The sequence below is a fragment of the Asanoa sp. NPDC050611 genome (assembly GCF_040654855.1).
Taxonomy (GTDB): domain Bacteria; phylum Actinomycetota; class Actinomycetes; order Mycobacteriales; family Micromonosporaceae; genus Asanoa.
In genome coordinates this window covers 1-21,624 of sequence record NZ_JBFAIU010000062.1, presented here as the reverse complement: position 1 = coordinate 21,624, position 21,624 = coordinate 1, and the positions used below count along the sequence as shown (strand labels likewise).

Genomic DNA, 21,624 nt, shown 5'->3' with positions numbered 1-21,624 from the left:
CCCAGCCGTCCCCTCTCACGGTCACCGGCCGACGGTAGCGGTGGCCGCTTTGCGTCTGTGGGCGTTCGTACCCCTGTCGGGCGACGGCTCTCCGGGTTCTTTATCGCGACCGAACGAGCCGTAACCGAATGTCAGAGAGCCGAGATCGTCTCCGGCGCGCGCTCGCGGCGGCTCAGGCCGCGCAGCACGGCGGTCTGGCCGTAGCGGGCCACCGACAGCTCCGTGAGCAGGCCCAACACGGGCGTCAGGACCCGCGCCGGGAAGACCGGGGTCGGCACGCCCACGCTGACCGCGAGGTCGTCGCTGTGCACCGTGATCTCCATCATCCGGGTGATCAGCAGGTCGTCGAGGCGCAGCGCCCAGCCGGTCCAGGGGAGCAGGGTCGGCCGGTCCGCCGGCGCGGCGGGCAGTCGCGCCTCGACGGTCCTTCGCCTCGCCGGTGTCGGCGCAGCTGCTGCGCTACGCGCTCGACCTCGGCTACCGCACCGTGCTGGTCGAGCCGGACCCGACGAAACTGGCGCCGACCGAGCACGCCGACGGCACCGTGTCCACGGTGGACGCCGCCGGCCTCGACGGCAACACCGACGTCGTCGTCTGCGACCACCACCGCGGCGAGCTGGGTGCGGTGCTGCGTGACGCGCTGGCCGGGCAGACCCGGTGGATCGGCCTGATGGGCAACCCCCGCCACGAGGGCCCGCACATCAAGGCCCTGCGCGACCTGGGCGTCGCCGACGACGAGATCGCCCGCGTCCACCGGCCGATCGGCCTCAACATCGGCTCCCGCACCCCGGCCGAGATCGCCGTCGCCACGCTGGCGGGCCTCATCGCCGACCGCAACACCCGCCCGGGCGGCTTCGAGTTCTGACCCGATGAGCGCGCTCGCCCTCTACTACCCCTGGATGCACTTCCAGGACGACGACTGGGTCAAGCTCGCGCTGCTGACCTGGGACCGCATGGTCCGGATCCGGTCCACGGCGATCTCGGACCAGGACAGCGACGTCGTGCGGCGGATCGCCGCGGAGACCGACTTCCTCACCGACGCGCAGCCGTCCATGCCCGCCGTCCACCGCGTCTCCACGACGTTTCTGCGGATCCTGTCGGAGCACTCCGACCAGCTCGTCGAACGCTACGGCTCCCGCGCGGTCCGCGCCGGGTACGCGACGCCGGTCTCGCAGCTGCCACCACGGGACAACCTCGACGACGGGACCGAACCCGGCCGGTTCTGGATCCACACCGGACCGCACCTCACCAAGGTCACGGTGATCCTGCGGGACGCCCTCGTCGAGCGCGGTCTCGCCGTCGAGCGGGACCGGTCCTACGGCACCTGGCTCGGCCTGCACCCGACGCTCGGCGCGGTCTACACCGCCTGCCTCGCCGACGCGGTCTCCCGCGCCGACCTGCTGTCGCCGGCGACCGACGACCCCCGCATGCATCGCGCCGTCGGCGCTCTCGACCAGGCCGTCGACCTGCTGCTGGCCGACGCGCCGCCGGCACCGGCCCGGGACGAGGCGGACGTAGCCTACCTCCACGTGGCGCTGGAAGCCGTGCTGCGGCCCCACCGGCTCGCCGCGGTCCCGGTCGACAAGCTGATCGCGTTCCGCGACCGGTACACCGCCGAGCTGTCCGCCTTCCGCGCCCACGTCGCCGACCTCGGGCCTGAGCTCGCCCGGATCGCCGCCGTGGAGAGCCCCGGCATCGCCCACGCACACCTCGAAGCCGTCTACCGGAGCAGGACCCGCCCACAGTTGGACGACCTGCGTGGCGCGCTGCGGGGCATGGGCATCGACTCGACCGTCGGCGTGCTCGGTCTCAAGGTCGACGTGCCCGCCGCCGCCGGCACGATCGTCGGCGGTGCGGCCGCCGCCGGCGGTCACCTGGCGGTGGCCGGGACGGCGGTCGCGATGACCGTGCTGCCCTATCTGACGGGCCGGATCCGCGAACACCGGCAACGGGCCCGGACCTCGCCCGTCGCCTACCTGCTCGCCGCGGGACGCGACCTCACGGGACGCTCCCTGTTGGACCGGATCCGGGCCTACAGCCGCTCGAGCAGGTAGCGCTCGATCTGGCCCAGCGACACCCGCTCCTGCGTCATCGTGTCGCGGTCCCGGACCGTCACCGCGTCGTCGGTCAGGGTGTCGAAGTCGACCGTCACGCAGTAGGGCGTGCCGATCTCGTCCTGCCGTCGGTAGCGCCGGCCGATCGCCTGCGAGTCGTCGAACTCCACGACCCAGCGCTTGCGCAGCAGCGCCGCCAGGTCGCGGGCCTTCGGCGACAGCTCCGGGTTGCGCGACAGCGGCAGCACCGCCACCTTGACCGGCGCCAGGCGCTTGTCGAAGCGCAGCACCGTGCGCTTGTCGACGCCGCCCTTGGTGTTGGGCGCCTCGTCCTCGTCGTACGCCTCGAGCAGGAACGCCAGCACGGCCCGGGTGAGGCCGGCGGCGGGCTCGATCACGTACGGGACCCACCGCTCCTTCTTCTCGGGGTCGAAGTAGGACAGATCGACGCCCGAGTGCTTGGAGTGCGTGTTCAGGTCGAAGTCGGTGCGGTTGGCGATGCCCTCGAGCTCAGCGAACTCCGTACCACCGAACTGGAAGCGGTACTCGATGTCGACCGTCCGCTTCGAGTAGTGCGACAGCTTCTCCTTCGGGTGCTCGTAGAACCGCAGGTTGGCCTCCGACAGGCCGAGGTCGCGGTACCAGTTCCAGCGCTCCTGCAGCCAGTACTCGTGCCACTTCTCGTCGGAGCCCGGCTCGACGAAGAACTCCATCTCCATCTGCTCGAACTCGCGCGTGCGGAAGATGAAGTTGCCCGGCGTGATCTCGTTGCGGAACGACTTGCCGACCTGCGCGACACCGAACGGCGGCTTCTTGCGCGCCGCGGTCGCCACGTTGTTGTAGTTGATGAAGATGCCCTGCGCGGTCTCGGGCCGCAGGTAGTGCAGGCCCTCGTCGTTCTCCACCGGGCCGAGGTAGGTCTTCATCAGCCCGTTGAACATCCGCGGCTCGGTGAACGCGCCCTTCACGCCGCAGTTCGGGCAGTTGACCTCCGACAGGCCGGTCGGCGGGCGGTCGTGCTTGGCCTCGAACGCCTCCTCGAGGTGGTCGGCCCGGAACCGCTTGTGGCACGACTGGCACTCGGTCAGGGGGTCGACGAACTCGCCGAGGTGGCCGGAGGCGGCCCACACGTCACGGGCGAGGACGACGGCGGAGTCGAGGCCGACGATGTCGTCGCGCTCCTGCACCATGGCACGCCACCACGCTCGGCGGACGTTCTCCTTGAGCTCCACGCCGAGTGGACCGTAGTCCCACGCCGACCGGGTGCCTCCGTAGATCTCGCTGGAGGGGAAGACGAAGCCCCGGCGCTTGGCGAGGCTGACAATGGCGTCGATGCGATCGGCTGGCATGGGATCTCTCCTACGCCGACTGGCGGTCGGCGGGGGCGGCAAAGGGACAGACACACAAACGACCACTCGACGGTACGGTTACCCGCCGGGCGACCGCGACCGAGATTAGTCGGTGACGCCGCAGACCTCGAACTCGCCCGTCCCGGTGTCCTGCGCGAGGACGAAACGCACCGTCGACGTGGACCCGGACTGGTAGGTGACGTCGACCGGCACGATGACGTCCTCGGTGGAGGTCTGGGTCTTGCGCACGTGGAACGAGTCGATCCGCGGCGCCAGCGACTCGGTCGCCGCGAAGTCGTCCGGCGACTGCTGCCGCTGCCGGTCGTCGCAGAGCAGCGCGTACGCCTCGCCGTACTCGGCCCGCTCCAGCGCGTCGACGTAGTCGGTGACAACGACCCGCGCCCGTTCGTCGATCGCCCGGAAGCCGAAGACGCCGAGGCCGGTCAGCGCGGCGATGCCGCCACCGCAGCAGAGCAGCACGAACAGGCCGGCCGCGCCGATCCCGAGCCAGAGCCGGTTGGTGCGGCCCTCGGTGGGCGGCGCCGCGAACGGCGGGACGACGCCCGGCCCACGCGGCGGCAACGGGGGCGGCAGCGGATCGGAAACGGGCACCGGGGGCCCGGCCGGAGCCGGCGGCCCGGACAGGGGTGGCGAGGCGGGCGCGGGGAAGCCCGAAGGCGGCAGGCCGGGTGGGATCTCCGGCGGGCCGGACGTCGGGTTCATGTCCGCAAGCGTAGTGCGGCCAGGCTCATCGCCCGGGCCCTACCGACCGGTCGCTGGCCATGACCGACACGGCACCGCCCGGCTCGGCGGTGGCCAGCGGCTCGAACGCGGACGGCTCGTCCAGCGACTCGGCCAGCAGCGGCGTCGCGTGCACCTTCACGTCGAACGCGCCCAGCGCCCGCCGGTAGGTGCCCACCGACTCCCACTCGGTGACCAGGCACCAGGCGGTCGGGTCGTCGAGCCCACGGACGAGTTGCCCGGACCGGTAGCCGGGGCGGGCGGCGAGCGCCGCGAGGGCGGCGTGGGCCCGCTCGGTGAACCCGTCGGCGGCCTCCTCGGCCACCACGAACCGGTTGACGACCAGCACGGACGAACCTCCTCGTAGAGTGTCGGCATGCAGCCTACGCAGCCGGGTCTTTCCCAGCGCCTGGCCCGGGTCAACCCGACCAAGGCGTTCCTCGGCGCGCTCGCGCTCATCCTGCTCGGGCTCTTCCTGCCGGGGATCATCGGCGGGCTGGTCCTGCTGCTGCTCGCCGCCGCGATGATCGCGCTGACGAGGATGACCTGGTCGGTTCAGGCGCCCCAGACCCGCCTCGTGCGCCTCGTGCTGCTCGCCGTGCTCATCGGCATCGCCGTTTTCAAGATCCTCTGAGCGCGTACCCGAAGAACCCATGCGTTTTTGACAATCAATTTCATTATCGGCGACAGTTGACGACATGCGCCGCCGCCGTATCGTCTCCGCTCTCATAGCCGGCATCGCCGCGCTGGCCGTGACCGGCGCCGCGGCCTGCACCACCGACTCCGCCGCCGCGGCCGGCAAGGTCGACGTGGTGGCCGCCTTCTACCCCCTGCAGTTCGTCACCGAGCAGGTCGGCGGCGGCCACGTCGCGGTGACCAACCTGGCCAAGCCCGGCGCCGAGCCGCACGACCTCGAGCTGAGCGCCCGCCAGGTCGGCCGGGTCTCCGACGCCGACGTGATCGTCTACCTCGAGGGCTTCCAGCCGGCCATGGACGACGCGGTCGAGCAGGTCGGCGGCGACCGGGCGTTCGACGTCGCCACCGCCGTGCCGCTGCTCAAGGCGGGTGAGAGCGACCACGTCCACGAGGGCGAGGCGCCCGGCGGGCACGACGAGGCCACCACCGACCCGCACGTCTGGCTCGACCCCACCCGACTGGCGACGATCGGCCGGCAGGTGGCCGACCGGCTGGCCGCCGCGGACCCCGCCAACAAGGCGGACTACCAGGCCAACGCGGCCCGCCTGACGGCGGAGCTGACCGGGCTCGACCAGGAGTACGCGGCCGGCCTGGCCAACTGCCAGCGCCGCGAGCTGGTGACCGGCCACGCCGCGTTCGGTTACCTCGCCGACCGCTACCACCTCGAGCAGGTCGGCCTGACCGGTGTGACGCCCGACACCGAGCCGGCGCCGCAGCGGCTGGCCGCCGTCGCGCAGGAGGCCCGCGCGCACGGCGCCACCACGATCTTCTTCGAGACGCTGGTCAGCCCGAAGGTCGCCGACACGATCGCCCGCGAGGTCGGCGCCAGGACCGCGGTCCTCGACCCGATCGAGGGCCTGCAGCCCGGCGCTACCGGCGACTACTTTTCGATCATGCGCACCAACCTGACCGCCATCCGCACCGCCCTGGACTGTTCATGAGCAAGCGAAGCGAGCGCAGCCAGCTCAGTCGCCGGTGGTCATGCTCCGCCGACCGAAGGGAGGCGGCGGCATGAGCACCCCACCGATCGTCGAGGTCAGCAACGCCGTCGTCGGCTACGACGACCGGATCGTGCTGCGCCAGGTCTCGCTGACGGTCACCCGCGGCGAGGTGATCGCGATCCTCGGCGCCAACGGGTCGGGCAAGTCGACGCTGGTCAGGTCGATCCTGCGGCTCGTCCCGCTGAGCGCCGGCGAGATCGCGCTCTTCGGCGAGAAGCGGTTCAGGAGCTGGGAGCGCATCGGGTACGTGCCGCAGCGCATCGGCGCCGGCGCCGGCGTGCCGGCCACCGTCGCCGAGGTCGTCGGCTCCGGGCTGGTCGCCCGCCGCGGCATCTTCCGCCCGCCGGGCGCCGCCGACCGCGCGGCCGTGGCGTCCGCCCTCGCCGCCGTCGGGCTCGCCGACCGCGCCAAGGCGTACCCGGCGCAGCTCTCCGGTGGTCAGAAGCAGCGCGTCGGCATCGCCCGCGCGCTGGCCGGCGAGCCGAAGGTGCTGCTCTCCGACGAGGCGACCTCCGCGCTCGACCCGGAGACCACCGGCTCGATCCTGGCGCTGCTGCGCGACCTCAACCAGCGCCTCGGGCTGACCGTCCTGCTGATCACGCACGAGATGGACGTCGTCAAGCGGATCTGCGACTCGGTCGCGATCATGAGCGACGGCCGGATCACCGAGAGCGGGCCGGTCCACGAGCTGCTCGCCAAGCCGGACTCCGCGCTCGCGCGCGACATCTTCCGCCTCGGCCCACCGCCCGCGGTCGAGGACGCCACCGTCGTCGACGTCACGGTGGTCGGCGACAGCTCGGTGCTCTCCGACGTCGCCCGCGCCCACGACGTCGACGTGCGGATCCTCGACGGCGCCGTGGAGACGCTGCCCGGCGGCCGAGCGGGCCGGCTGCGGATCGCGCTGCCCGGCCCGGCGGAGGCGAACGCGGCGGCGCTGCGCCAGCTCCGCGCGTCCGCCGTGGCCGTGGAGGTGCACCCGTGACCTGGTCCGAGATCGCCCCGCTGCTCTGGGAGGGGACCAAGGAGAGCGCCTACATGGTGCTCGTGGCGACCCTGCTCACCGCCGTCGGCGGCCTGCTGGTCGGCGTCCTGCTGGTGTTGACCGACCGCGGCGGCCTGCTCGCGGCGCCGCCGGTCAACGCCGTGCTCGGCCTCGTCGTCAACATCGGACGGTCGCTGCCGTTCATCATCCTGCTGGTCGCCATCATCCCGTTCACCCGGGCCGTGGTCGGCACGACGATCGGCACGTCCGCGGCCATCGTGCCGTTGACGGTCGGCGCGATCCCGTTCTACGCCCGCATCGTCGAGACCGCCCTCCGCGAGGTCGACAGCGGCGTCGTCGCGGCCGCCCGCGCGATGGGCGCCTCCCGCCGCGAGATCGTCGCCAAGGTGCTGCTCCGCGAGTCCCGGCCCGGCCTGGTCGCCGGCCTCACCATCACGGTGGTCGCGCTGGTCGGCTACTCCGCGATGGCCGGCGTCGTCGGCGGAGGCGGGCTCGGCGACCTCGCCATCCGCTACGGCTACCAGCGGTTCGAGACCGGCGTCATGATCGCCACCGTCGTGCTGCTCGTGCTGTTCGTGCAGCTCACCCAGATGCTCGGCGACCTGGTCGCCCGGCGCCTGTCCCACAAATAGAAGGGTTCCACCGTGCGTCGCACCATTGCCACCGTCGTTGCCTCAGCCGCCCTCGTCCTGGGCCTGGCCGCCTGTGGCTCGGACTCGGGCGACTCCGCGGGCGGCTCCGCCCCCGCCGACGCGGCCCTCAAGGTCGGCGTCAGCCCGGTGCCGCACGGCGAGATCCTCAAGTACGTGGCCGACAAGCTCGCCCCGGCCGAAGGGCTCAAGCTCGACGTCGTCGAGTTCAACGACTACATCCAGCCCAACGTGGCCCTGCAGGACAAGCAGTTGGACGCCAACTACTTCCAGCACATCCCGTACCTCGAGGAAGAGGTCGCGTCCAAGGGCTACAAGTTCACGCCGCTCAAGCCGGTGCACATCGAGCCGCTGGGCGTCTACTCCAAGAAGGTCAAGAACCTGGCCGACCTCCCGGCCGGTGGCGTGGTCGGCATCCCGAACGACCCGTCGAACTCGGGCCGCGCGCTGAACCTGCTGGCCGCCAACGGCGTCATCACGCTCAAGGACGGCGCCGGCGTCAAGGCCACCGAGGTTGACATCGCCAGCAACCCCAAGAACCTCAAGTTCGAGCCGCTGGAGCCGGCACAGCTGCCGCGCAGCCTCGACGACACCGCCGCGTCGGTCATCAACGGCAACTACGCCATCGAGACCGGGCTGACCCCGGCCAAGGACGCGCTCGCGCTGGAGAAGGGCGAGAACAACCCGTACGCGAACCTGGTCGTGGTCCGCACCGGCGACGAGAACGACCCCCGCATCGTCAAGCTCGAGAAGCTGCTGCACTCGCCCGAGGTGAAGACGTTCATCGAGGACAAGTACGCCGGCTCGGTCCTGCCCGCCTTCTGACGGTTCCCGCTAATCCCTATCGGCCGCGTAGGCTGGTGGGTCAGGTGACCCCGGTCCATCGGAGCGACACATGTGGCGCAACCTGTTCAGCTTCCCGAACCCCGTCAACGAGGTCTCGGCGCGCCTGGTCGCCGGCGGCGTCGTGATCATGGCCGCCGCCACGCTGATCTTCGATCTGCGGTGGCTGGCGGTTGTGATCGCGTACGGGTTCCTGGCCCGCGTGGCCAGCGGCCCCACGCTGTCGCCGCTCGGCCAGCTCGTCACCCGGGTCGTCACACCGCGGCTGCCGGTCGCCGCGCGGCCGGTCGCGGGCCCGCCGAAGCGGTTCGCCCAGGGCATGGGCGCCGTGCTCACCACGACGGCGGCGGTGCTCTGGGTGGGATTCGGCTTCGCCACGGCGGGCAAGGTGCTGCTCGGCCTGGTCATCGTCGCGGCCGTGCTGGAGTCGGTGTTCGCCTTCTGCATCGGCTGCAAGGTGTTCGCGCTGCTGATGCGGGCCAACCTGATCCCCGACTCGGTCTGCGCGGAGTGCGCCGACATCACCCTGCGCCAGAAGCCCGCCTAGCGGTATCTGGTTAACGGCGGCGGGCGCCCGGGTAGTGGCCAAGCATGCAGAACACTCGATGGGAGGCCGTCGCGGCCGTCCTGCGCGACGCCGGCTTCCCGGCCAACAGACAGGACCTGGTCAACCACGCGCGGCTGCGCACGGTCGACGAGTTCACGATCGGCGCGGTCAAGCAGCTCCCGACCGGCGTCTACCGCAACCTCGTCGAGGTCCGCGACCGCGCCGAGGCCCTGCCCGACCTCGCCTGAGCGCGCCGGCCGGCACGGCTGTCACCGCCGCGCCGACCGACGTCTGTCGCCCTAGCGGTTACGCGGGTCCAGGTCACTGGCGCGCGACCCGGACTTGGCCAGCCCCCGGCTCACCAGGTAGCCGACGGTCAGCAGCGTGATGTACCACCACGCCTTGTCCGCCGCGAAATAGTCCCCGCCGTTGTCGCCGGCACCGTCGCCGACCGCCTGCGAGGCGATCAGGACGCCGATCACGGCCAGGACGTACACCGCGAGCTCCGTGGTCTTCCACGCGGGCTTGGTCTCGTCCGCCCGCGCTCGGGCCGGCCGCGCGTCCGTGTCCCGGCGAGTGGCCGTGGACGTGGCGGTCGCGGGGGAACTCGATTGACTGACCATTGTGGCCACCCTTTCACTCGTTGGACCGGGCGCATGCCCGTGCTCCAGCGGTGTAAACACAAGGCGCGGTCAACCACGCCATTGTCCGAAGTGGGCCAGCAGGCTGGCCGCGGCCCGCTCGGGCGCTTCCTCGGGGATCCAGTGCGAGACGCCGTCGAAGAGCTCGAAGCGGTACGCGCCGGTGACGTATCGGCCGCAACCCCGTGCCGCCGTCCGGGAGACGTACCTGTCGCCGTCGCTCCAGACGAACAGGGTCGGCACGGCGATCGCACCGGTACGTGACGACCCCCTGGCGCGGTACCACGCGAGCGGGCCGCGGATGGTGGCCGGATCGGCCGCCCGGGTGGCGCCGTAGCGTACGGCGGTCGCGGCGTCCAGGCCGCCACGCTCCAGAGCGGACCGTAGGCCCGCACCACCGTCGCGCGTGAGCAACAGCTCCGGGAGCCACGGCAGCTGGAACATGGCTACATAGCTGGACCGGACCGCTTGGCCACCGGCGAACAGCGACCGCCGGAACGCCTTTGGGTGCGGCACGGACAGGCACGCCAGGGACAGCAGGCGCTGTGGCTGCCGGCCGGCCAGCTGCCAGGCGACGGACGCGCCCAGGTCGTGGCCGACGAGGTGGAACCGCTGCGCGCCGACCGCGTCGGCCAGCGCCAGCACGTCGTCCGCCAGGCGGGACAGCCGGTACGCCGACCGCGCCCTCGGTCTGGCACCCGGCGAGTAGCCGCGCTGGTCCGGCGCGAGCACGCGGTAACCGGCGGCGGCCAGCGCAGGGGTCACGCCGTCCCAGCAGTGCCGGTCCTGCGGAAAGCCGTGCAGCAGCACGACGACCGGGCCCGACTCTCCGCCGGGCCCGGTCACGTCGCTGACCGCGAACGTCAGACCGTCGTTGGTGAAGCTGTCGATCAGTCCGGTGGCTCCTGTTCCGGGTCGCGGCGGGCCTCTTCGGGACGCGGCTCGTCGTCACCGCTGCTCGGCGGGCGCCGGCTGGCCTCCACCTCGGTGTCGGTCAACGGTGAGTCTGCCGACTGCTCGCTCGCCCCGCGTTCGACGGGCTCCTGGGTCATGGCGCACCTCCTTCCCGGCGGGCCGAATGCCCGCTGCGGCCGGCGGTAAACGGCGGCTCCGCCCCACATCGTGATCTATGTGCTCGGCCAGGATCCCGCTCGGCGCGGTCAGGCGCACACCGCTTCGAGGATCGACACGTCCGATGTCGTCGCAACGACCCGCTCGAGCCGGAAACCGCAGGTCTGCAACAGCGTCTCGTGTTCGCTGCGGGTGCGTTGCCTGCCCCCGGTGTGGATGAGCATCATGATGTCCATGGCTTTGGACCAGTCGGGCCCGGGGTCGTCGGGGATGACGCTCTCCACCAACAACAGCCGGGCATGCGGCGGAGCGGCCTTCCGTACGGCGGCCAGGATCGCCGTGGCCCGCTCGACGTCCCAGTCGTGGATCACGTCCATGAGCAGGTAGGTGTCGCAGACCGGCAGCGGGTCCTCGAAGAAGTCGCCGGCTTGCGGCGTGAGCCGATCGGAGGCGATCTCCGCGGCGCGCTCGATCACCGGGGGCAGGTCGAAGAGGATGCCCGTGGTTCGCTCGGCCGCGTCCACCACCGCCCGCAGGAGGTGTCCGTGGCCGCCGCCGATGTCGGCGATCGTGCCGCAGTCCGAGAAGTCGTAGGCGGCCAGGACACTCGCGACCTGGATACGCGACTTAGAGACCATCGCGGCGTCGAAGGCCCGGCCCGCCTCGGGATCACTCGCAAGGATGGCGAAGAACCCGTCCGGATTCAGCCTCTTCGTGGCCGGGAGTCCAGTCTGGAGTGAGTAGTCGAAGTAACCCAGGTGCTGCGCGGTACGTTCGGTTCCGAATGTTGCCACGAAGTCACGCCAGGACTGGGGATGGTCGGCACGGAGCATCCGCGACGCGTCGGTGTGGGTGAAGCGGTCGTCGCTGGCCGCGAAGACGCCATGGGCAGCGAGGAGGCGAAGCACACGACCGAGGGCCTCGGGATTCGCCCCGGTGACGTCGGCCAGCTCCTGGGCCGTGCGCGGCGTGTCGTCGAGCGCGTCGGCGACGCTGAACCTGGCCACGGAGCCCAGACAGTGCCCGACGAACAGGCCCCCAAGCGCCGCGGTCAGTGTGTCGAAGGGCCCCGTCTGTCGATCGAGCGCGGCGTGGTGGTCATCACTTGCGGCCATGAAACGCCTCCGATTTGTCCCCGGCACGTGGACGGCGCAATCGTCGTCGCAATCATTGTGCGAGCCGCAAGGCGTCATCAGAGGGATAACCTCGTGGTCCAGGTTTACAAGCGCCGCTGCCGTACTAGCCCGTGCGTACCACCCGGAACGTGGTCAGGTCGGGGTCCGACGCGTCCGGCATGTTCATCCCGGCCGCCTTGCCGGCGCGGAGATGGTCGACCACGGCCGCGTTGAACCGCTCGCCGGGCAGCACGGCCGGGACACCGGGCGGGTACGGGCTGATCATCTCGGCGGAGATGATGCCGGCCGGGTCCTCGACCTGCTCCGTCTCCGCAAAGAAGGCGTCCCGGGGAAGGACGGCCTGCTCGAGGTCGAGGTCCTCGAGCGGCGGCACCTTGGGCGCCGGCCGGTCCGGTGTCAGTTTGAGCCCGGCGGAAACGGGCAATCTGCCCGTCCGCGGGCGAGTGCGGCCCGCCTGAGCGAACGGTGGCCCAGCATGATCGAGAGCGGTCCCGCGCGGGCTGCGGCGATCGCGGCCTCGGACGAGTTTCCGTACACCGTCGGTGTCGAGGAGGAGTTCCTGCTGCTCGACCCGGCGACGGGCGTGAACCTCGCGGTCGGGGAGCAGGTGCTCGCCGACCTGCCGGCCGAGGTGCGCGCGTTCAGCCGGCTGGAGTTCCGGCAGAGCATGGTCGAGATGGCGAGTCCCGTCTGCGTCGGGCTCGACCAGCTCGGCCGCCACCTCGCCGGCCTGCGGTGGGCGGCCGCGGTGGCCGCGGAGCGGGCCGGCGCCCGGCTCACGGCGATCGCCGCGACCCCGGTTGCCGAGCCGCGCCCGGTCGCCCCGGCGAACCCGTATTTCCAGGCGCTGACCCGGGAGTACGGCGCGATCGCGGGCGACACGGCGTTCTGCGGCTGCCACGTCCACGTCGGCGTGCCGGACCGGCAGCTCGCCGTCGAGGTGTGCACCCGCCTGCGGGTGTGGCTGCCGGTCGTCCAGGCGCTCACGGCGAACTCGCCGATCCTCAACGGCGCCGACACCGGCCACGCCAGCTGGCGGGCCGTCGCGCTCGAACGCTGGCCCACCCTGGGACCGACACCCGAGTTCGAGTCGGTGGCGGAGTACGACGACACGGTCGCGACGCTGGTGACCGCCGGCGCGGCGCTGGATTCGACCATGGCCTTCTGGTACGCGCGGCTGTCACCGAAGTATCCGACGATCGAGGTGCGGGTCGGTGACACCTGCCCGACCGTCGCCGACACCGTGCTGGCCGCCGCCCTCGTGCGCGGCCTGGTGGCCACCGCCGTCGCCGAGGCACGCGCCGGCCTGCCCGCGCCGCGGGTCCGCGACTGCGTGCTCTCGGCCGCGCACTGGAAGGCCGCCCACGACGGCCTCGAGGGAACGCTGCTCGACCTTCGCACCGGCCAGAGCCGCCCGGCCTGGGACCTCGTGTGCGAGACGTTCGACACGATCCGGCCGGCCCTTGCGCGGCACGGCGACGCGGACCTCGTCGACGTCCTGCTGTCCGAGCTGCGCCGCCACGGCACCGGAGCCAGGCGGCAACGCGCGCTCGTGCGCTCGTCCGGCACCGTCGCGCGCATGCTCGACCAGCTGGCCGACCTGACGCTCCGCCCGTGGCGGGGGACGGTCGACCAGACCCCTGTGACACAAGTGGCGATCGAGATGCCCACGAGCCGGCCGCTGCGTCGATTCGGGTAGGTCGCGCGTCGGTGGGTAGCTCCGAGTCATGGCAGCGAAGCGGCGGGAGCGCCGCGTGGTGATGGTGACCGGGGCGTCCAGCGGGATCGGCCGTGCCACCGCGCTCGCGTTCGCACGGAATGGTGACGACGTCGTGCTGGCAGCCCGGTCACCGGGGGCGCTCGACCTGACCGCGGCCGAGTGCCGGTCCCTCGGCGCGCGCGTGCGGGTCGAGCCGGTCGACGTCAACGACGCCCCGGCCCTGCGGCGGCTGGCCGGCTCAGGGGACCGGATCGACGTCTGGGTGCACACCGCGGCGGTGATGGCGTACGGCCGTTTCGAGGAGCTGCCCGCAGACGTCTTCGAACAAGTGGTGCGGACCGACCTCCTCGGCGCGGCCGCAGTCGCCCGCGCGGCGCTCGCGCGCTTCCGGGCCCAACGCTCCGGCGTGCTCATCCTCGGCGGGTCCGTGCTCAGCTTCATCGCGGCGCCGTACATGAGCGCGTACATCACCAGCAAGTGGGGGTTGCGCGGGCTCGCCCGCGTGTTGCAGCAGGAGACCCGGGACGCACCGGACATCCATGTCTGCCTGATCGACCCGGGCGGCGTCGACACGCCGATCTACCGCAGCGCCGCCAACTACACGGGCCGGGTCGGTCGCCCGCCGCCGCCCGTCGACCGGCCGGCGAAGGTCGCCTCGGCGATCGTCGGGCTGGCCGCACGGCCGCGCCGCGCGAGATCGGTCGGGCTGGCCAACCGCTTCATGCGCATCGGCTTCGCCGCCCTGCCGCCGGTGTACGACCTACTCGTCGGACCACTGATGCGCCGGGCCGGCCTGTCCCGCGATCCCGTCGGGGCGCACACCGGCAACGTGTTCGCGCCGCTGCCACGCGGGTAGGTGGGTAGCGTGAGAAGGGGTCGTCGGTCGACCCGATGGGGGCGATGTGGTTGGCGTGGCCAATGATTTCGAGCGGCTGCTCGCCGGCCGGTCGCTGGAGACCGTCTTCCAACCGATCGTGCGGCTGAGCGAGCGCACGACGGTCGCCTACGAGGCCCTCGTCCGGGGCCCGGCGGACTCCCCGCTGGCGTCGGCGGACAGCCTGCTGGCCGAGGCCTACCGCGCCGGCCGGGTCACCGAGTTCGACTGGGTCGCGCGCGCCTCGGCCTGCCGCGCCGCGCTCGAGGCCGGGCTGCCGCCGGACGTGCCGCTCTTCCTCAACATCGAGCCGCTCGCGATCGACTCGGACTGCCCGCCCGACCTGGTCGAGGCCATCGAGACCGCGTACCGCGAGCTGACGATCGTGCTGGAGGTGACCGAGCGGTCGTTGGACCGGGATCCGGCGACGCTGGTCAGCGGCGTTGCCCGGGTGCGGACGGCGGTGGGTGGCCTGGCCGTCGACGACGTGGGCGCGAACCGGGCGACGCTCACGATGCTGTCCATCCTCGAGCCCGACGTGATCAAGCTGGAGGACCGGATCGTCCAGGACGAGCCGTCGGCACACACGGCCGAGGTCCTCGAGTGCGCCTGGATCCAGGCCGAGCGCACCGGTGCCCTGCTGCTCGCCGAAGGAGTGGAGGAGGCGGCCCAGGTCGACATCGCCCGCGAGGTCGGCGCGACGCTCGTGCAGGGATACCACCTGGGCGACCCCGGGCCCATGCCGATCGACCCGCGGCCGCCGGACTATCCGTTGCGGCTTCCCGACCGGCCACGATGGACGGCGCGTACCCCGTTCGACGCCGCCGGCAGCGGTCGGCTGCACCGTTCCGGCGCGCGGTTGCTCGCCCAGCTCGCCGAGCGGGTCGAGCAGGTCATGGCGGGCGAGGACGCCGGCGTGCTGCTCGCGCTGCTGCCGGACGCGCGGCTGTTCAACGCCGCCCGGCGCGACCGGCTGGCGGCCCTGGGCCGCCGTGGAGTCCTGACCGGTGTGCTCGGGACGGGCCTGCCGAGCGACCCCGGCGACGGCATCCGCGGCGGTCGGCGCGGGGCCGACGAGCACCTGCGCGGTCAGTGGGCGACCGTCGCGCTCGGGCCGCACACGGCGATCGCGTTGCTGGCCCGGGCGGCGCCGCCGGCGGAGTACGAGTACATCGTCACGTACGACCGGGCGCGCGTGGAGGCCGCGGCCCGTTCGCTGCTGGGGCGGCTCGGCCCGCACGCGCCCTGACGGTCACCGCCGCGCGGGCGTCACCGCGTAGCGGCTGCGGGCCAGCAGCGGGAGCGCCAGCGCGGCCAGCCCGACGCCGAGCGCCGCCACCGCGACCATCGCGCCGCGCAGGCCGGTCGTGGCCGCCCAGAGCCCGACGTAGACCGGGCCGAGGAGGAACCCGAGGTACGACACGACGGTCACGAGCGAGGTCGCCCGGCCGCGCGCGGACTCGACGACGTTGCGGGAGACGATGCTCAGCAGCGTCGGGAACAGCGCGGCGGTCCCGGCGGCCGCGAGAACCAGGCCGGCCAGCGCGGCGGACAACGCGGTCGCCCGCGCCAGGACCGTCGCGCCGAGGGCGGCCACGAGGGAACCGACGACCAGCACCGTGCGGGCGTGGGCCGGGTTGACCGTGCTGACCGCGAAGCGGGTGACGGCCACGACGCCGGCGAACGCCGCCGGCGCGATCGCGCTGAGCCCGGGCCCGGTGGCGAGGACGTCCTCCAGGAACACGGCGCCCCAGCTCTGGTGTGCGTTCTCGCTGGCGAACGCCAGCGCGCCGAGGGCGCCGACGAGGAGCAGCGGGGTGACCGGCATGCGCACGCCCGTCGCCGCGCGATGTGGCGCCGGGACCTCGGCGCGCAGGGTGCGGTGGATGCCGGCGCCGGCCGCCGCCGCGAAGAGCAGCACGGCGGCGAACGGGATCCAGGTGGGCGCGTCAACGGCGAAAGCCGCGCCGGTGCCGAGGCTCGAGACGACGACCGCGGTGGAGAACGTCGCGCCGGCCCGGGTGATCAGTGGCTGGCCGGAGCGTTGCTCGGCGCGGCCGGCGATGGAGTTCATGCCGACGTCGGCGGCGCCGCTCGCGAAGCCGACGGTCACGAGGCCCGCGCAGAGGCTCGCGAGCCCGTGGCCGGTGACGGCCGTCGCGACACCGGTGGCGCCGAGGGCGACCATCAGCAGTGAGGTGCCGCGCAGTCCCCACCGGTCCAGCGCGCGGCCCGTGAGCAGCATCGCGGGCAGCGCGCCGGCGCTGATGAACAGCAGCGCGGTGCCGAGCTGGGCGTCGTCGAGGCCGGCCTGGTCGCGCACGCGCGGAACGGCCGCGCCCCACGTGCCCCAGAACGCGCCGAAGACGGCGGACGCGAGGTAGGCGGCGGTGACCAGGGGGCGGTGCGGTGATGCGGCGCGCATTGTGTAACGCTACACAGATAGGATGGCGGGGTGCAACCGAGCCCCCGCCCGTCGCAGCGGGTGACGATGTCCGACGTGGCCCGGGCGGCCGGCGTGTCGCCGATGACCGTGTCGTACACGTACAACAGGCCTGATCGGGTCTCCGCGGAGAGCCGCGACAAGGTGCTGCGGACGGCGGCCGCGCTCGGCTGGCCCCAGTTCATCAGCGAGTACCGCCACGTCGTGTCCGTGACGTCGCCCTTCGGGCGTTGGGCGCTGTGGCGTTTCACGTAGCCCACGACCTTGCGCATGTGGGCGCGGTCCTCGTCCGTCAGGTCCGACTTCTTCGTGCGCAACAGCGAGACGATCCGCCGGCCCGACTCGTGGCCCGTCGACTCGCCGCCGCCGGACGGCTTCTGGCCCACCGCGCGCGAGTCGTCCGTCTCCAGCCACCGCGACAGCTCGGCCGCCGTCATGTTGACCGCCCGGTCGAAATCCTCCACCTCACTCACGGCGCAGCGCCTCCTCCGTGTGCACCGCGTCGCGGCCCGTCTTGTCGCTGCGCACGCGGTACTGCGGCTCGTCCGACGACGCGTCCACAGTGCGCCCGGCGGCCGACCGGCGGGACGTGATCCGCTCCTCGACCGTGCCGTGCACCCGCTGGCCGTGGCTCTGCCAGCTCACCTTGTCGCCCTTGTGGAGTCCCATGCGACCACGCGTACCCGGAAGAAATCGGACAAAACCTCAGGCCGGGTCGTGCGTACGCGGGCCCGCGGGGGAGACCGGCGTCGGCGCCACCGCTTCCGTGGCGCGCCGGCGGCCGGCTGCGCGCATCCCGTACACGAAATAGAGCACGAACCCGATCACCATCCAGATGACGAACCGGATCCAGGTGTCGACGGGCAGGTTGATCATCAGCCACAGGCAGGCCAGCACCGCGGCGATCGGGATGACCGGGACCCACGGCACCCGGAAGGCGCGCGGCAGCTCCGGTCGCGTGCGGCGCAGCACCACGACGCCGATCGACACCACGACGAACGCGAACAGCGTGCCGATCGACGTCAGCTCCGACAGCTTGGCCAGCGGCACGAAGCCGGACACGAGGGCCACGACCACGCCCGTGCCGATCGTGATCAGCCACGGCGTGCCGAACCGCGGGTGCACCCGGGCGATCCCCGGCGGCAGCAGGTGGTCCCGCGACATCGCGAACAGCACCCGCGACTGGCCGAGCAGCAGCACCAGGATGACGGTCGTGATGCCGCAGATCGCGCCCAGCGAGATCACCTTCGACGCCCACTCGACACCGACGTCGCTGAACGCCTTCGCCAGCGGCGCACCGGTGTCCAACGAGGAGTACCGCGCCATGCCGGTCACCACGAACGCCACCGCCATGTAGAGGACCGCGCACATCGCCAGCGACGCCAGGATGCCGCGCGGCATGTCGCGCTGCGGGTTGCGGGTCTCCTCTGCCGTCGTCGCCACGACGTCGAAGCCGATGTAGGCGAAGAACACGATCGACGCCGCCGCCACGATGCCGAAGAAGCCGAACTGCTGCGGCACGATGCCGAGCAGCGCCTGCAGCAACGGCTCCTCGCCGCCCGAGGCACCCTCGGTCGGCTGCGCCGGCGGCACGAACGGCGTCAGGTTGTCCGACGAGATGTAGAACAGCCCCAGCCCGATCACGAACAGCACCACCGCGACCTTGATCGCGACCAGCACACCGGTGACCCGCCCCGACAGCTTCGTGCCCACCACGCCGACGACGGTCAGCAGCGCCACGATGAACATCGCGCCCCAGTCCGGCACCGCCGAGTCGCCGGCCAGCCAGGGCGGCAGGTCGAAGAGCGTCTGGAGGTACGCGCTCCAGCCGCGCGCCACGACCGCGGCGCCGAGACCGAGCTCGAGGACCAGGTCCCATCCGATGATCCAGGCGACCAGTTCGCCGAGCGTGGCATAACCGAAGGTGTACGCACTCCCCGCCACCGGCACCGTCGACGCGAACTCGGCGTAGCAGAGCGCGGCCAGCGCGCAGACGACCGCGGCGAGCAGGAACGAGATCACGATCGCAGGTCCGGCGTTGCGCGCCGCCTGCTGGCCGGTGAGCACGAAGATGCCGGTGCCCACGATCACGCCGACGCCGAACACGGTCAGGTCGAGCGCGCTCAGCTCACGCTTGAGCCGGTGCCCCGGCTCGTCGGTGTCCAGGATGGACCGCTCAATGCTCTTGGTGCGCAGGACGGAGGGGGCCATGGATGCGATTCTCATCCCGCGGGGCGGGAACCGCAGCGCGAGCGTCAGGGCCGCGCGGTCACGAAGATCGCCGTGCCGGGGAACAGCCGACCCCGCAGCGGGCTCCACTGCCCCCACACCTGAGCGTTGTCGTCGGGCCACTCGGGCTCGACGAGATCCTCGAGCACGAACCCGGCGCCGACCAGTTCCCGGATCCGGTCGCCCAGGGTCCGGTGCTGCTCGACGTACGTCGGCACCCCGGCCGCGGTGCTCTCCACGTACGGCCGCCGGTCGAAGTACGAGTGCACCGCCACGAGCCCGCCCTCGCCCGGGTCGTCGAGGAAGATCCACCGCATCGGGTGGGTCACCGCGAACACCCACCGCCCGCCCGGGCGCACCACGCGGAACACCTCCCGCATGAGCGCCGCCGAGTCCGCCACGAACGGCACCGCGCCGAAGGCGGTGAAGGCGATGTCGAACGACTCGTCCGGAAATGGCAGCGCTTGTGCGTCGGCCTGGACCAGCGGCACGCGTACGCCGGAAGCTGTGTTCCCCGTCACAGCGTGGCGCAGCATGCCGGCGGACAAATCGGTAGCAACCACCTCGGCACCCGCCGCCGCGAGCCAGCGTGACGCGGCCGCCGCGCCGGCACCGACCTCGATGATCCGCTTCCCGGCGACCGGCCCGAGCAGGTGCGCGTCGCCCTCCCGGAGCCCCTCGGGGCACCAGCGGAACTCGACCTCGCCCAGGAAGGCGCCGTGTTCGGCCTGGTAGGCGTCGGCATCCTGGTCCCACCAGCCACGACTGGCCCGCCGGGCCTCCGCCTCGGTCACCGCCCGCCGGCCCACGCCGGGATCGTCGTCAGACACGGAGCAACCCCATCACGCGCTAGGTTGTTGGCGCGGCTTGGGGAGGGCTTGCACGCTGTGGTAATGCGCACGGTAAGCTAGTCGATGCGCACGCGGATTGTGTGCCTCGGCAGGGAGCAGGCGTCCGCGGTCCACGGACACCATCAATGATCATGGGCGATCGTTGCGGTGTGCCCGACGACCAATTCGCTGGCGCACACAGGTCATTAGCTACCGCGCACCGCAGCTGTGACACACCGTCCGACCGGAGCAACCGCCCACATGACGAGCAGCATCGAGGCCACCTCGAGCGCAAACAAGGTCACCGTCGACGACCTCGGTTCCGAGGAGGCGTTCCTCGCCGCCATCGACGAGACCATCAAGTACTTCAACGACGGCGACATTGTCGAAGGCACCGTCGTCAAGGTCGATCGGGACGAGGTCCTGCTCGACATCGGCTACAAGACCGAGGGCGTGATCCCCTCTCGTGAGTTGTCGATCAAGCACGACGTCGACCCCGCCGAGGTGGTGTCGGTCGGGGACCACATCGAGGCCCTCGTCCTCCAGAAGGAGGACAAGGAAGGCCGCCTGATCCTCTCGAAGAAGCGCGCGCAGTACGAGCGGGCGTGGGGCACCATCGAGAAGATCAAGGAAGAGGACGGCGTCGTCCGTGGCTCCGTCATCGAGGTGGTCAAGGGTGGTCTGATCCTCGACATCGGCCTGCGCGGCTTCCTGCCGGCGTCCCTCGTCGAGATGCGTCGGGTCCGTGACCTCCAGCCGTACGTGGGCCGGGAGCTCGAGGCGAAGATCATAGAGCTCGACAAGAACCGCAACAACGTGGTTCTGTCGCGCCGCGCCTGGCTCGAGCAGACCCAGTCCGAGGTGCGCACCGAGTTCCTCAACAAGCTCCAGAAGGGCCAGGTCCGCAAGGGCGTGGTCTCGTCGATCGTCAACTTCGGCGCGTTCGTCGACCTGGGTGGCGTCGACGGTCTGGTGCACGTCTCCGAGCTGTCCTGGAAGCACATCGACCACCCGTCCGAGGTTGTCGAGGTCGGCCAGGAGGTGGAGGTCGAGGTCCTCGACGTCGACCTCGACCGCGAGCGGGTCTCGCTGTCGCTCAAGGCGACGCAGGAAGACCCGTGGCGTCAGTTCGCCCGCACGCACGCGATCCAGCAGATCGTGCCCGGCAAGGTCACCAAGCTGGTGCCGTTCGGCGCGTTCGTCCGGGTCGACGACGGCATCGAGGGCCTGGTCCACATCTCCGAGCTGGCCGAGCGCCACGTGGAGATCCCGGAGCAGGTCGTCCAGGTCGGTTCCGACGTCATGGTCAAGGTCATCGACATCGACCTCGAGCGCCGGCGGATCTCGCTGTCGCTCAAGCAGGCCAACGAGGGCTTCGTCGAGGGCGAGGAGCACTTCGACCCGACCCTCTACGGCATGGCGGCGACCTACGACAACGAGGGCAACTACATCTACCCCGAAGGCTTCGACCCCGAGACGGGCGAGTGGCTCGAGGGCTACGACAAGCAGCGCGAGGCGTGGGAGCAGCAGTACGCCGAGGCGCGTCAGCGGTGGGAGGCGCACACCAAGCAGGTGCAGACGTCCCGCGCCGCCGACGCCGAGGCGGCCGCGGCTCCGGCTCCGACCGGTGGCGCCCAGGGTGGTGGCGGGGCTTCGTCCTCGTCCTCGACCCCGGCCCGTTCGACCGAGGAGCCCGCGGGCACGCTGGCGACCGACGAGGCGCTCGCCGCGCTTCGCGAGAAGCTGGCTGGCAAGTAGTTAGCACTTTTGAAGCGGCCCCGCACCGGATGGTCGAC

The 21,624-nt window shown here is 71.8% G+C and carries 26 protein-coding genes and 2 pseudogenes; 14 read left to right on the top strand and 14 right to left on the bottom strand.

The window, feature by feature from the left end; genetic code table 11:
- Positions 1-131: 131 nt before the first annotated feature.
- Entirely contained in the window at positions 132-326 is a 195-nt protein-coding gene (locus AB0H87_RS12665; RefSeq protein WP_360143296.1) for a hypothetical protein, read from the bottom strand.
- Positions 327-439: 113 nt separating this feature from the next.
- On the opposite strand from AB0H87_RS12665, the gene AB0H87_RS12660 reads away from it, so the two are divergent.
- Complete coding sequence (locus AB0H87_RS12660; RefSeq protein ID WP_360143294.1) at positions 440-865, top strand: XdhC family protein; 426 nt, start codon at positions 440-442, stop codon at positions 863-865.
- A gap of 4 nt (positions 866-869) precedes the next feature.
- Entirely contained in the window at positions 870-2,054 is a 1,185-nt protein-coding gene (locus AB0H87_RS12655) for a DUF6236 family protein (RefSeq protein ID WP_360143292.1), read from the top strand.
- On the opposite strand, the gene AB0H87_RS12650 is transcribed toward AB0H87_RS12655, so the two are convergent.
- The 3 genes from AB0H87_RS12650 to AB0H87_RS12640 all read right to left on the bottom strand — a co-directional run bounded on the left by AB0H87_RS12650 (position 2,033) and on the right by AB0H87_RS12640 (position 4,493).
- Positions 2,033-3,403 carry a glycine--tRNA ligase gene (locus AB0H87_RS12650; RefSeq protein ID WP_360143290.1) on the bottom strand — a complete coding sequence of 457 codons (1,371 nt, stop codon included), beginning with the start codon at positions 3,401-3,403 and terminating at the stop codon, positions 2,033-2,035. The two genes, AB0H87_RS12655 and AB0H87_RS12650, sit on opposite strands and share 22 nt — an antisense overlap.
- 105 nt (positions 3,404-3,508) lie before the next feature.
- Entirely contained in the window at positions 3,509-4,126 is a 618-nt protein-coding gene (locus AB0H87_RS12645; RefSeq protein WP_360143288.1) for a hypothetical protein, read from the bottom strand.
- A gap of 25 nt (positions 4,127-4,151) precedes the next feature.
- A complete protein-coding gene (locus AB0H87_RS12640; RefSeq protein WP_360143286.1) occupies positions 4,152-4,493 on the bottom strand; it encodes an antibiotic biosynthesis monooxygenase family protein in 342 nt (113 codons plus the stop codon).
- A gap of 27 nt (positions 4,494-4,520) precedes the next feature.
- Between AB0H87_RS12640 and AB0H87_RS12635 the strand changes: the two genes are divergently transcribed.
- The 7 genes from AB0H87_RS12635 to AB0H87_RS12605 all read left to right on the top strand — a co-directional run bounded on the left by AB0H87_RS12635 (position 4,521) and on the right by AB0H87_RS12605 (position 9,132).
- Positions 4,521-4,778 carry a DUF6703 family protein gene (locus tag AB0H87_RS12635; protein ID WP_360143284.1) on the top strand — a complete coding sequence of 86 codons (258 nt, stop codon included), beginning with the start codon at positions 4,521-4,523 and terminating at the stop codon, positions 4,776-4,778.
- A 64-nt stretch (positions 4,779-4,842) separates the two neighbouring features.
- On the top strand, positions 4,843-5,781 hold the full coding sequence (locus AB0H87_RS12630; protein WP_360143282.1) for a metal ABC transporter substrate-binding protein: 939 nt from the start codon (positions 4,843-4,845) through the stop codon (positions 5,779-5,781).
- A 70-nt stretch (positions 5,782-5,851) separates the two neighbouring features.
- The gene (locus AB0H87_RS12625; RefSeq protein WP_360143280.1) at positions 5,852-6,823 is read left to right on the top strand and encodes an ATP-binding cassette domain-containing protein; all 972 of its coding nucleotides are present in this window, start codon (positions 5,852-5,854) and stop codon (positions 6,821-6,823) included.
- Positions 6,824-6,876: 53 nt separating this feature from the next.
- Positions 6,877-7,476 (top strand): methionine ABC transporter permease, encoded by a 600-nt coding sequence (locus tag AB0H87_RS12620; RefSeq protein WP_360143312.1) that lies wholly within the window; start codon positions 6,877-6,879, stop codon positions 7,474-7,476.
- A gap of 12 nt (positions 7,477-7,488) precedes the next feature.
- Positions 7,489-8,319: a MetQ/NlpA family ABC transporter substrate-binding protein gene (locus AB0H87_RS12615; protein WP_360143278.1), complete on the top strand. Its 831-nt coding sequence runs from the start codon at positions 7,489-7,491 to the stop codon at positions 8,317-8,319.
- Positions 8,320-8,389: 70 nt separating this feature from the next.
- The gene (locus tag AB0H87_RS12610; protein WP_360143276.1) at positions 8,390-8,884 is read left to right on the top strand and encodes a DUF4395 domain-containing protein; all 495 of its coding nucleotides are present in this window, start codon (positions 8,390-8,392) and stop codon (positions 8,882-8,884) included.
- A 44-nt stretch (positions 8,885-8,928) separates the two neighbouring features.
- Positions 8,929-9,132, top strand: coding sequence for a DUF2795 domain-containing protein (locus tag AB0H87_RS12605; protein ID WP_360143274.1), 204 nt, complete (start codon positions 8,929-8,931; stop codon positions 9,130-9,132).
- Positions 9,133-9,183: 51 nt separating this feature from the next.
- Here AB0H87_RS12605 and AB0H87_RS12600 read toward each other — a convergent pair whose 3' ends face one another.
- The 5 genes from AB0H87_RS12600 to AB0H87_RS12580 all read right to left on the bottom strand — a co-directional run bounded on the left by AB0H87_RS12600 (position 9,184) and on the right by AB0H87_RS12580 (position 12,156).
- Positions 9,184-9,507 (bottom strand): hypothetical protein, encoded by a 324-nt coding sequence (locus AB0H87_RS12600; RefSeq protein ID WP_360143272.1) that lies wholly within the window; start codon positions 9,505-9,507, stop codon positions 9,184-9,186.
- Positions 9,508-9,576: 69 nt separating this feature from the next.
- Complete coding sequence (locus AB0H87_RS12595; RefSeq protein ID WP_360143270.1) at positions 9,577-10,371, bottom strand: alpha/beta fold hydrolase; 795 nt, start codon at positions 10,369-10,371, stop codon at positions 9,577-9,579.
- Positions 10,372-10,415: 44 nt separating this feature from the next.
- Positions 10,416-10,577, bottom strand: a complete 162-nt coding sequence (locus AB0H87_RS12590) for a hypothetical protein (protein ID WP_360143268.1) — start codon at positions 10,575-10,577, stop codon at positions 10,416-10,418.
- Positions 10,578-10,685: 108 nt separating this feature from the next.
- Entirely contained in the window at positions 10,686-11,789 is a 1,104-nt protein-coding gene (locus tag AB0H87_RS12585; protein ID WP_360143266.1) for a methyltransferase, read from the bottom strand.
- 46 nt (positions 11,790-11,835) lie between these two features.
- Positions 11,836-12,156 carry a hypothetical protein gene (locus AB0H87_RS12580; RefSeq protein ID WP_360143264.1) on the bottom strand — a complete coding sequence of 107 codons (321 nt, stop codon included), beginning with the start codon at positions 12,154-12,156 and terminating at the stop codon, positions 11,836-11,838.
- A 51-nt stretch (positions 12,157-12,207) separates the two neighbouring features.
- Between AB0H87_RS12580 and AB0H87_RS12575 the strand changes: the two are divergent.
- From AB0H87_RS12575 to AB0H87_RS12565, 3 genes and pseudogenes are all read left to right on the top strand, one after another.
- A pseudogene (locus AB0H87_RS12575) lies at positions 12,208-13,347 on the top strand (glutamate--cysteine ligase); the annotation flags it as partial.
- A gap of 112 nt (positions 13,348-13,459) precedes the next feature.
- Positions 13,460-14,308, top strand: coding sequence for an SDR family NAD(P)-dependent oxidoreductase (locus AB0H87_RS12570; RefSeq protein WP_360143262.1), 849 nt, complete (start codon positions 13,460-13,462; stop codon positions 14,306-14,308).
- 55 nt (positions 14,309-14,363) lie between these two features.
- The gene (locus AB0H87_RS12565; protein ID WP_360143260.1) at positions 14,364-15,575 is read left to right on the top strand and encodes an EAL domain-containing protein; all 1,212 of its coding nucleotides are present in this window, start codon (positions 14,364-14,366) and stop codon (positions 15,573-15,575) included.
- A gap of 3 nt (positions 15,576-15,578) precedes the next feature.
- Here the strand turns inward: AB0H87_RS12565 and AB0H87_RS12560 are convergent, their stop codons facing one another.
- Positions 15,579-16,751 carry an MFS transporter gene (locus AB0H87_RS12560; RefSeq protein ID WP_360143258.1) on the bottom strand — a complete coding sequence of 391 codons (1,173 nt, stop codon included), beginning with the start codon at positions 16,749-16,751 and terminating at the stop codon, positions 15,579-15,581.
- Positions 16,752-16,817: 66 nt separating this feature from the next.
- On the opposite strand from AB0H87_RS12560, the gene AB0H87_RS12555 reads away from it, so the two are divergent.
- Positions 16,818-17,024 (top strand): LacI family DNA-binding transcriptional regulator, encoded by a 207-nt coding sequence (locus AB0H87_RS12555; protein ID WP_360143310.1) that lies wholly within the window; start codon positions 16,818-16,820, stop codon positions 17,022-17,024.
- Here AB0H87_RS12555 and AB0H87_RS12550 read toward each other — a convergent pair.
- From AB0H87_RS12550 to AB0H87_RS12535, 4 genes and pseudogenes are all read right to left on the bottom strand, one after another.
- Positions 16,943-17,206 (bottom strand): annotated as a pseudogene (locus tag AB0H87_RS12550) (DUF3140 domain-containing protein); the annotation flags it as partial. The gene AB0H87_RS12555 and the pseudogene AB0H87_RS12550 sit on opposite strands and share 82 nt — an antisense overlap.
- 28 nt (positions 17,207-17,234) lie before the next feature.
- Positions 17,235-17,438 carry a DUF2945 domain-containing protein gene (locus AB0H87_RS12545; RefSeq protein WP_360143256.1) on the bottom strand — a complete coding sequence of 68 codons (204 nt, stop codon included), beginning with the start codon at positions 17,436-17,438 and terminating at the stop codon, positions 17,235-17,237.
- Positions 17,439-17,474: 36 nt separating this feature from the next.
- Complete coding sequence (locus tag AB0H87_RS12540; RefSeq protein ID WP_360143254.1) at positions 17,475-18,980, bottom strand: amino acid permease; 1,506 nt, start codon at positions 18,978-18,980, stop codon at positions 17,475-17,477.
- A 44-nt stretch (positions 18,981-19,024) separates the two neighbouring features.
- The gene (locus tag AB0H87_RS12535) at positions 19,025-19,828 is read right to left on the bottom strand and encodes a class I SAM-dependent methyltransferase (protein ID WP_360143252.1); all 804 of its coding nucleotides are present in this window, start codon (positions 19,826-19,828) and stop codon (positions 19,025-19,027) included.
- Positions 19,829-20,089: 261 nt separating this feature from the next.
- Between AB0H87_RS12535 and rpsA the strand changes: the two genes are divergently transcribed.
- Positions 20,090-21,586, top strand: a complete 1,497-nt coding sequence (gene rpsA, locus AB0H87_RS12530) for a 30S ribosomal protein S1 (RefSeq protein ID WP_360143250.1) — start codon at positions 20,090-20,092, stop codon at positions 21,584-21,586.
- The last annotated feature ends 38 nt before the right edge of the window (positions 21,587-21,624 follow it).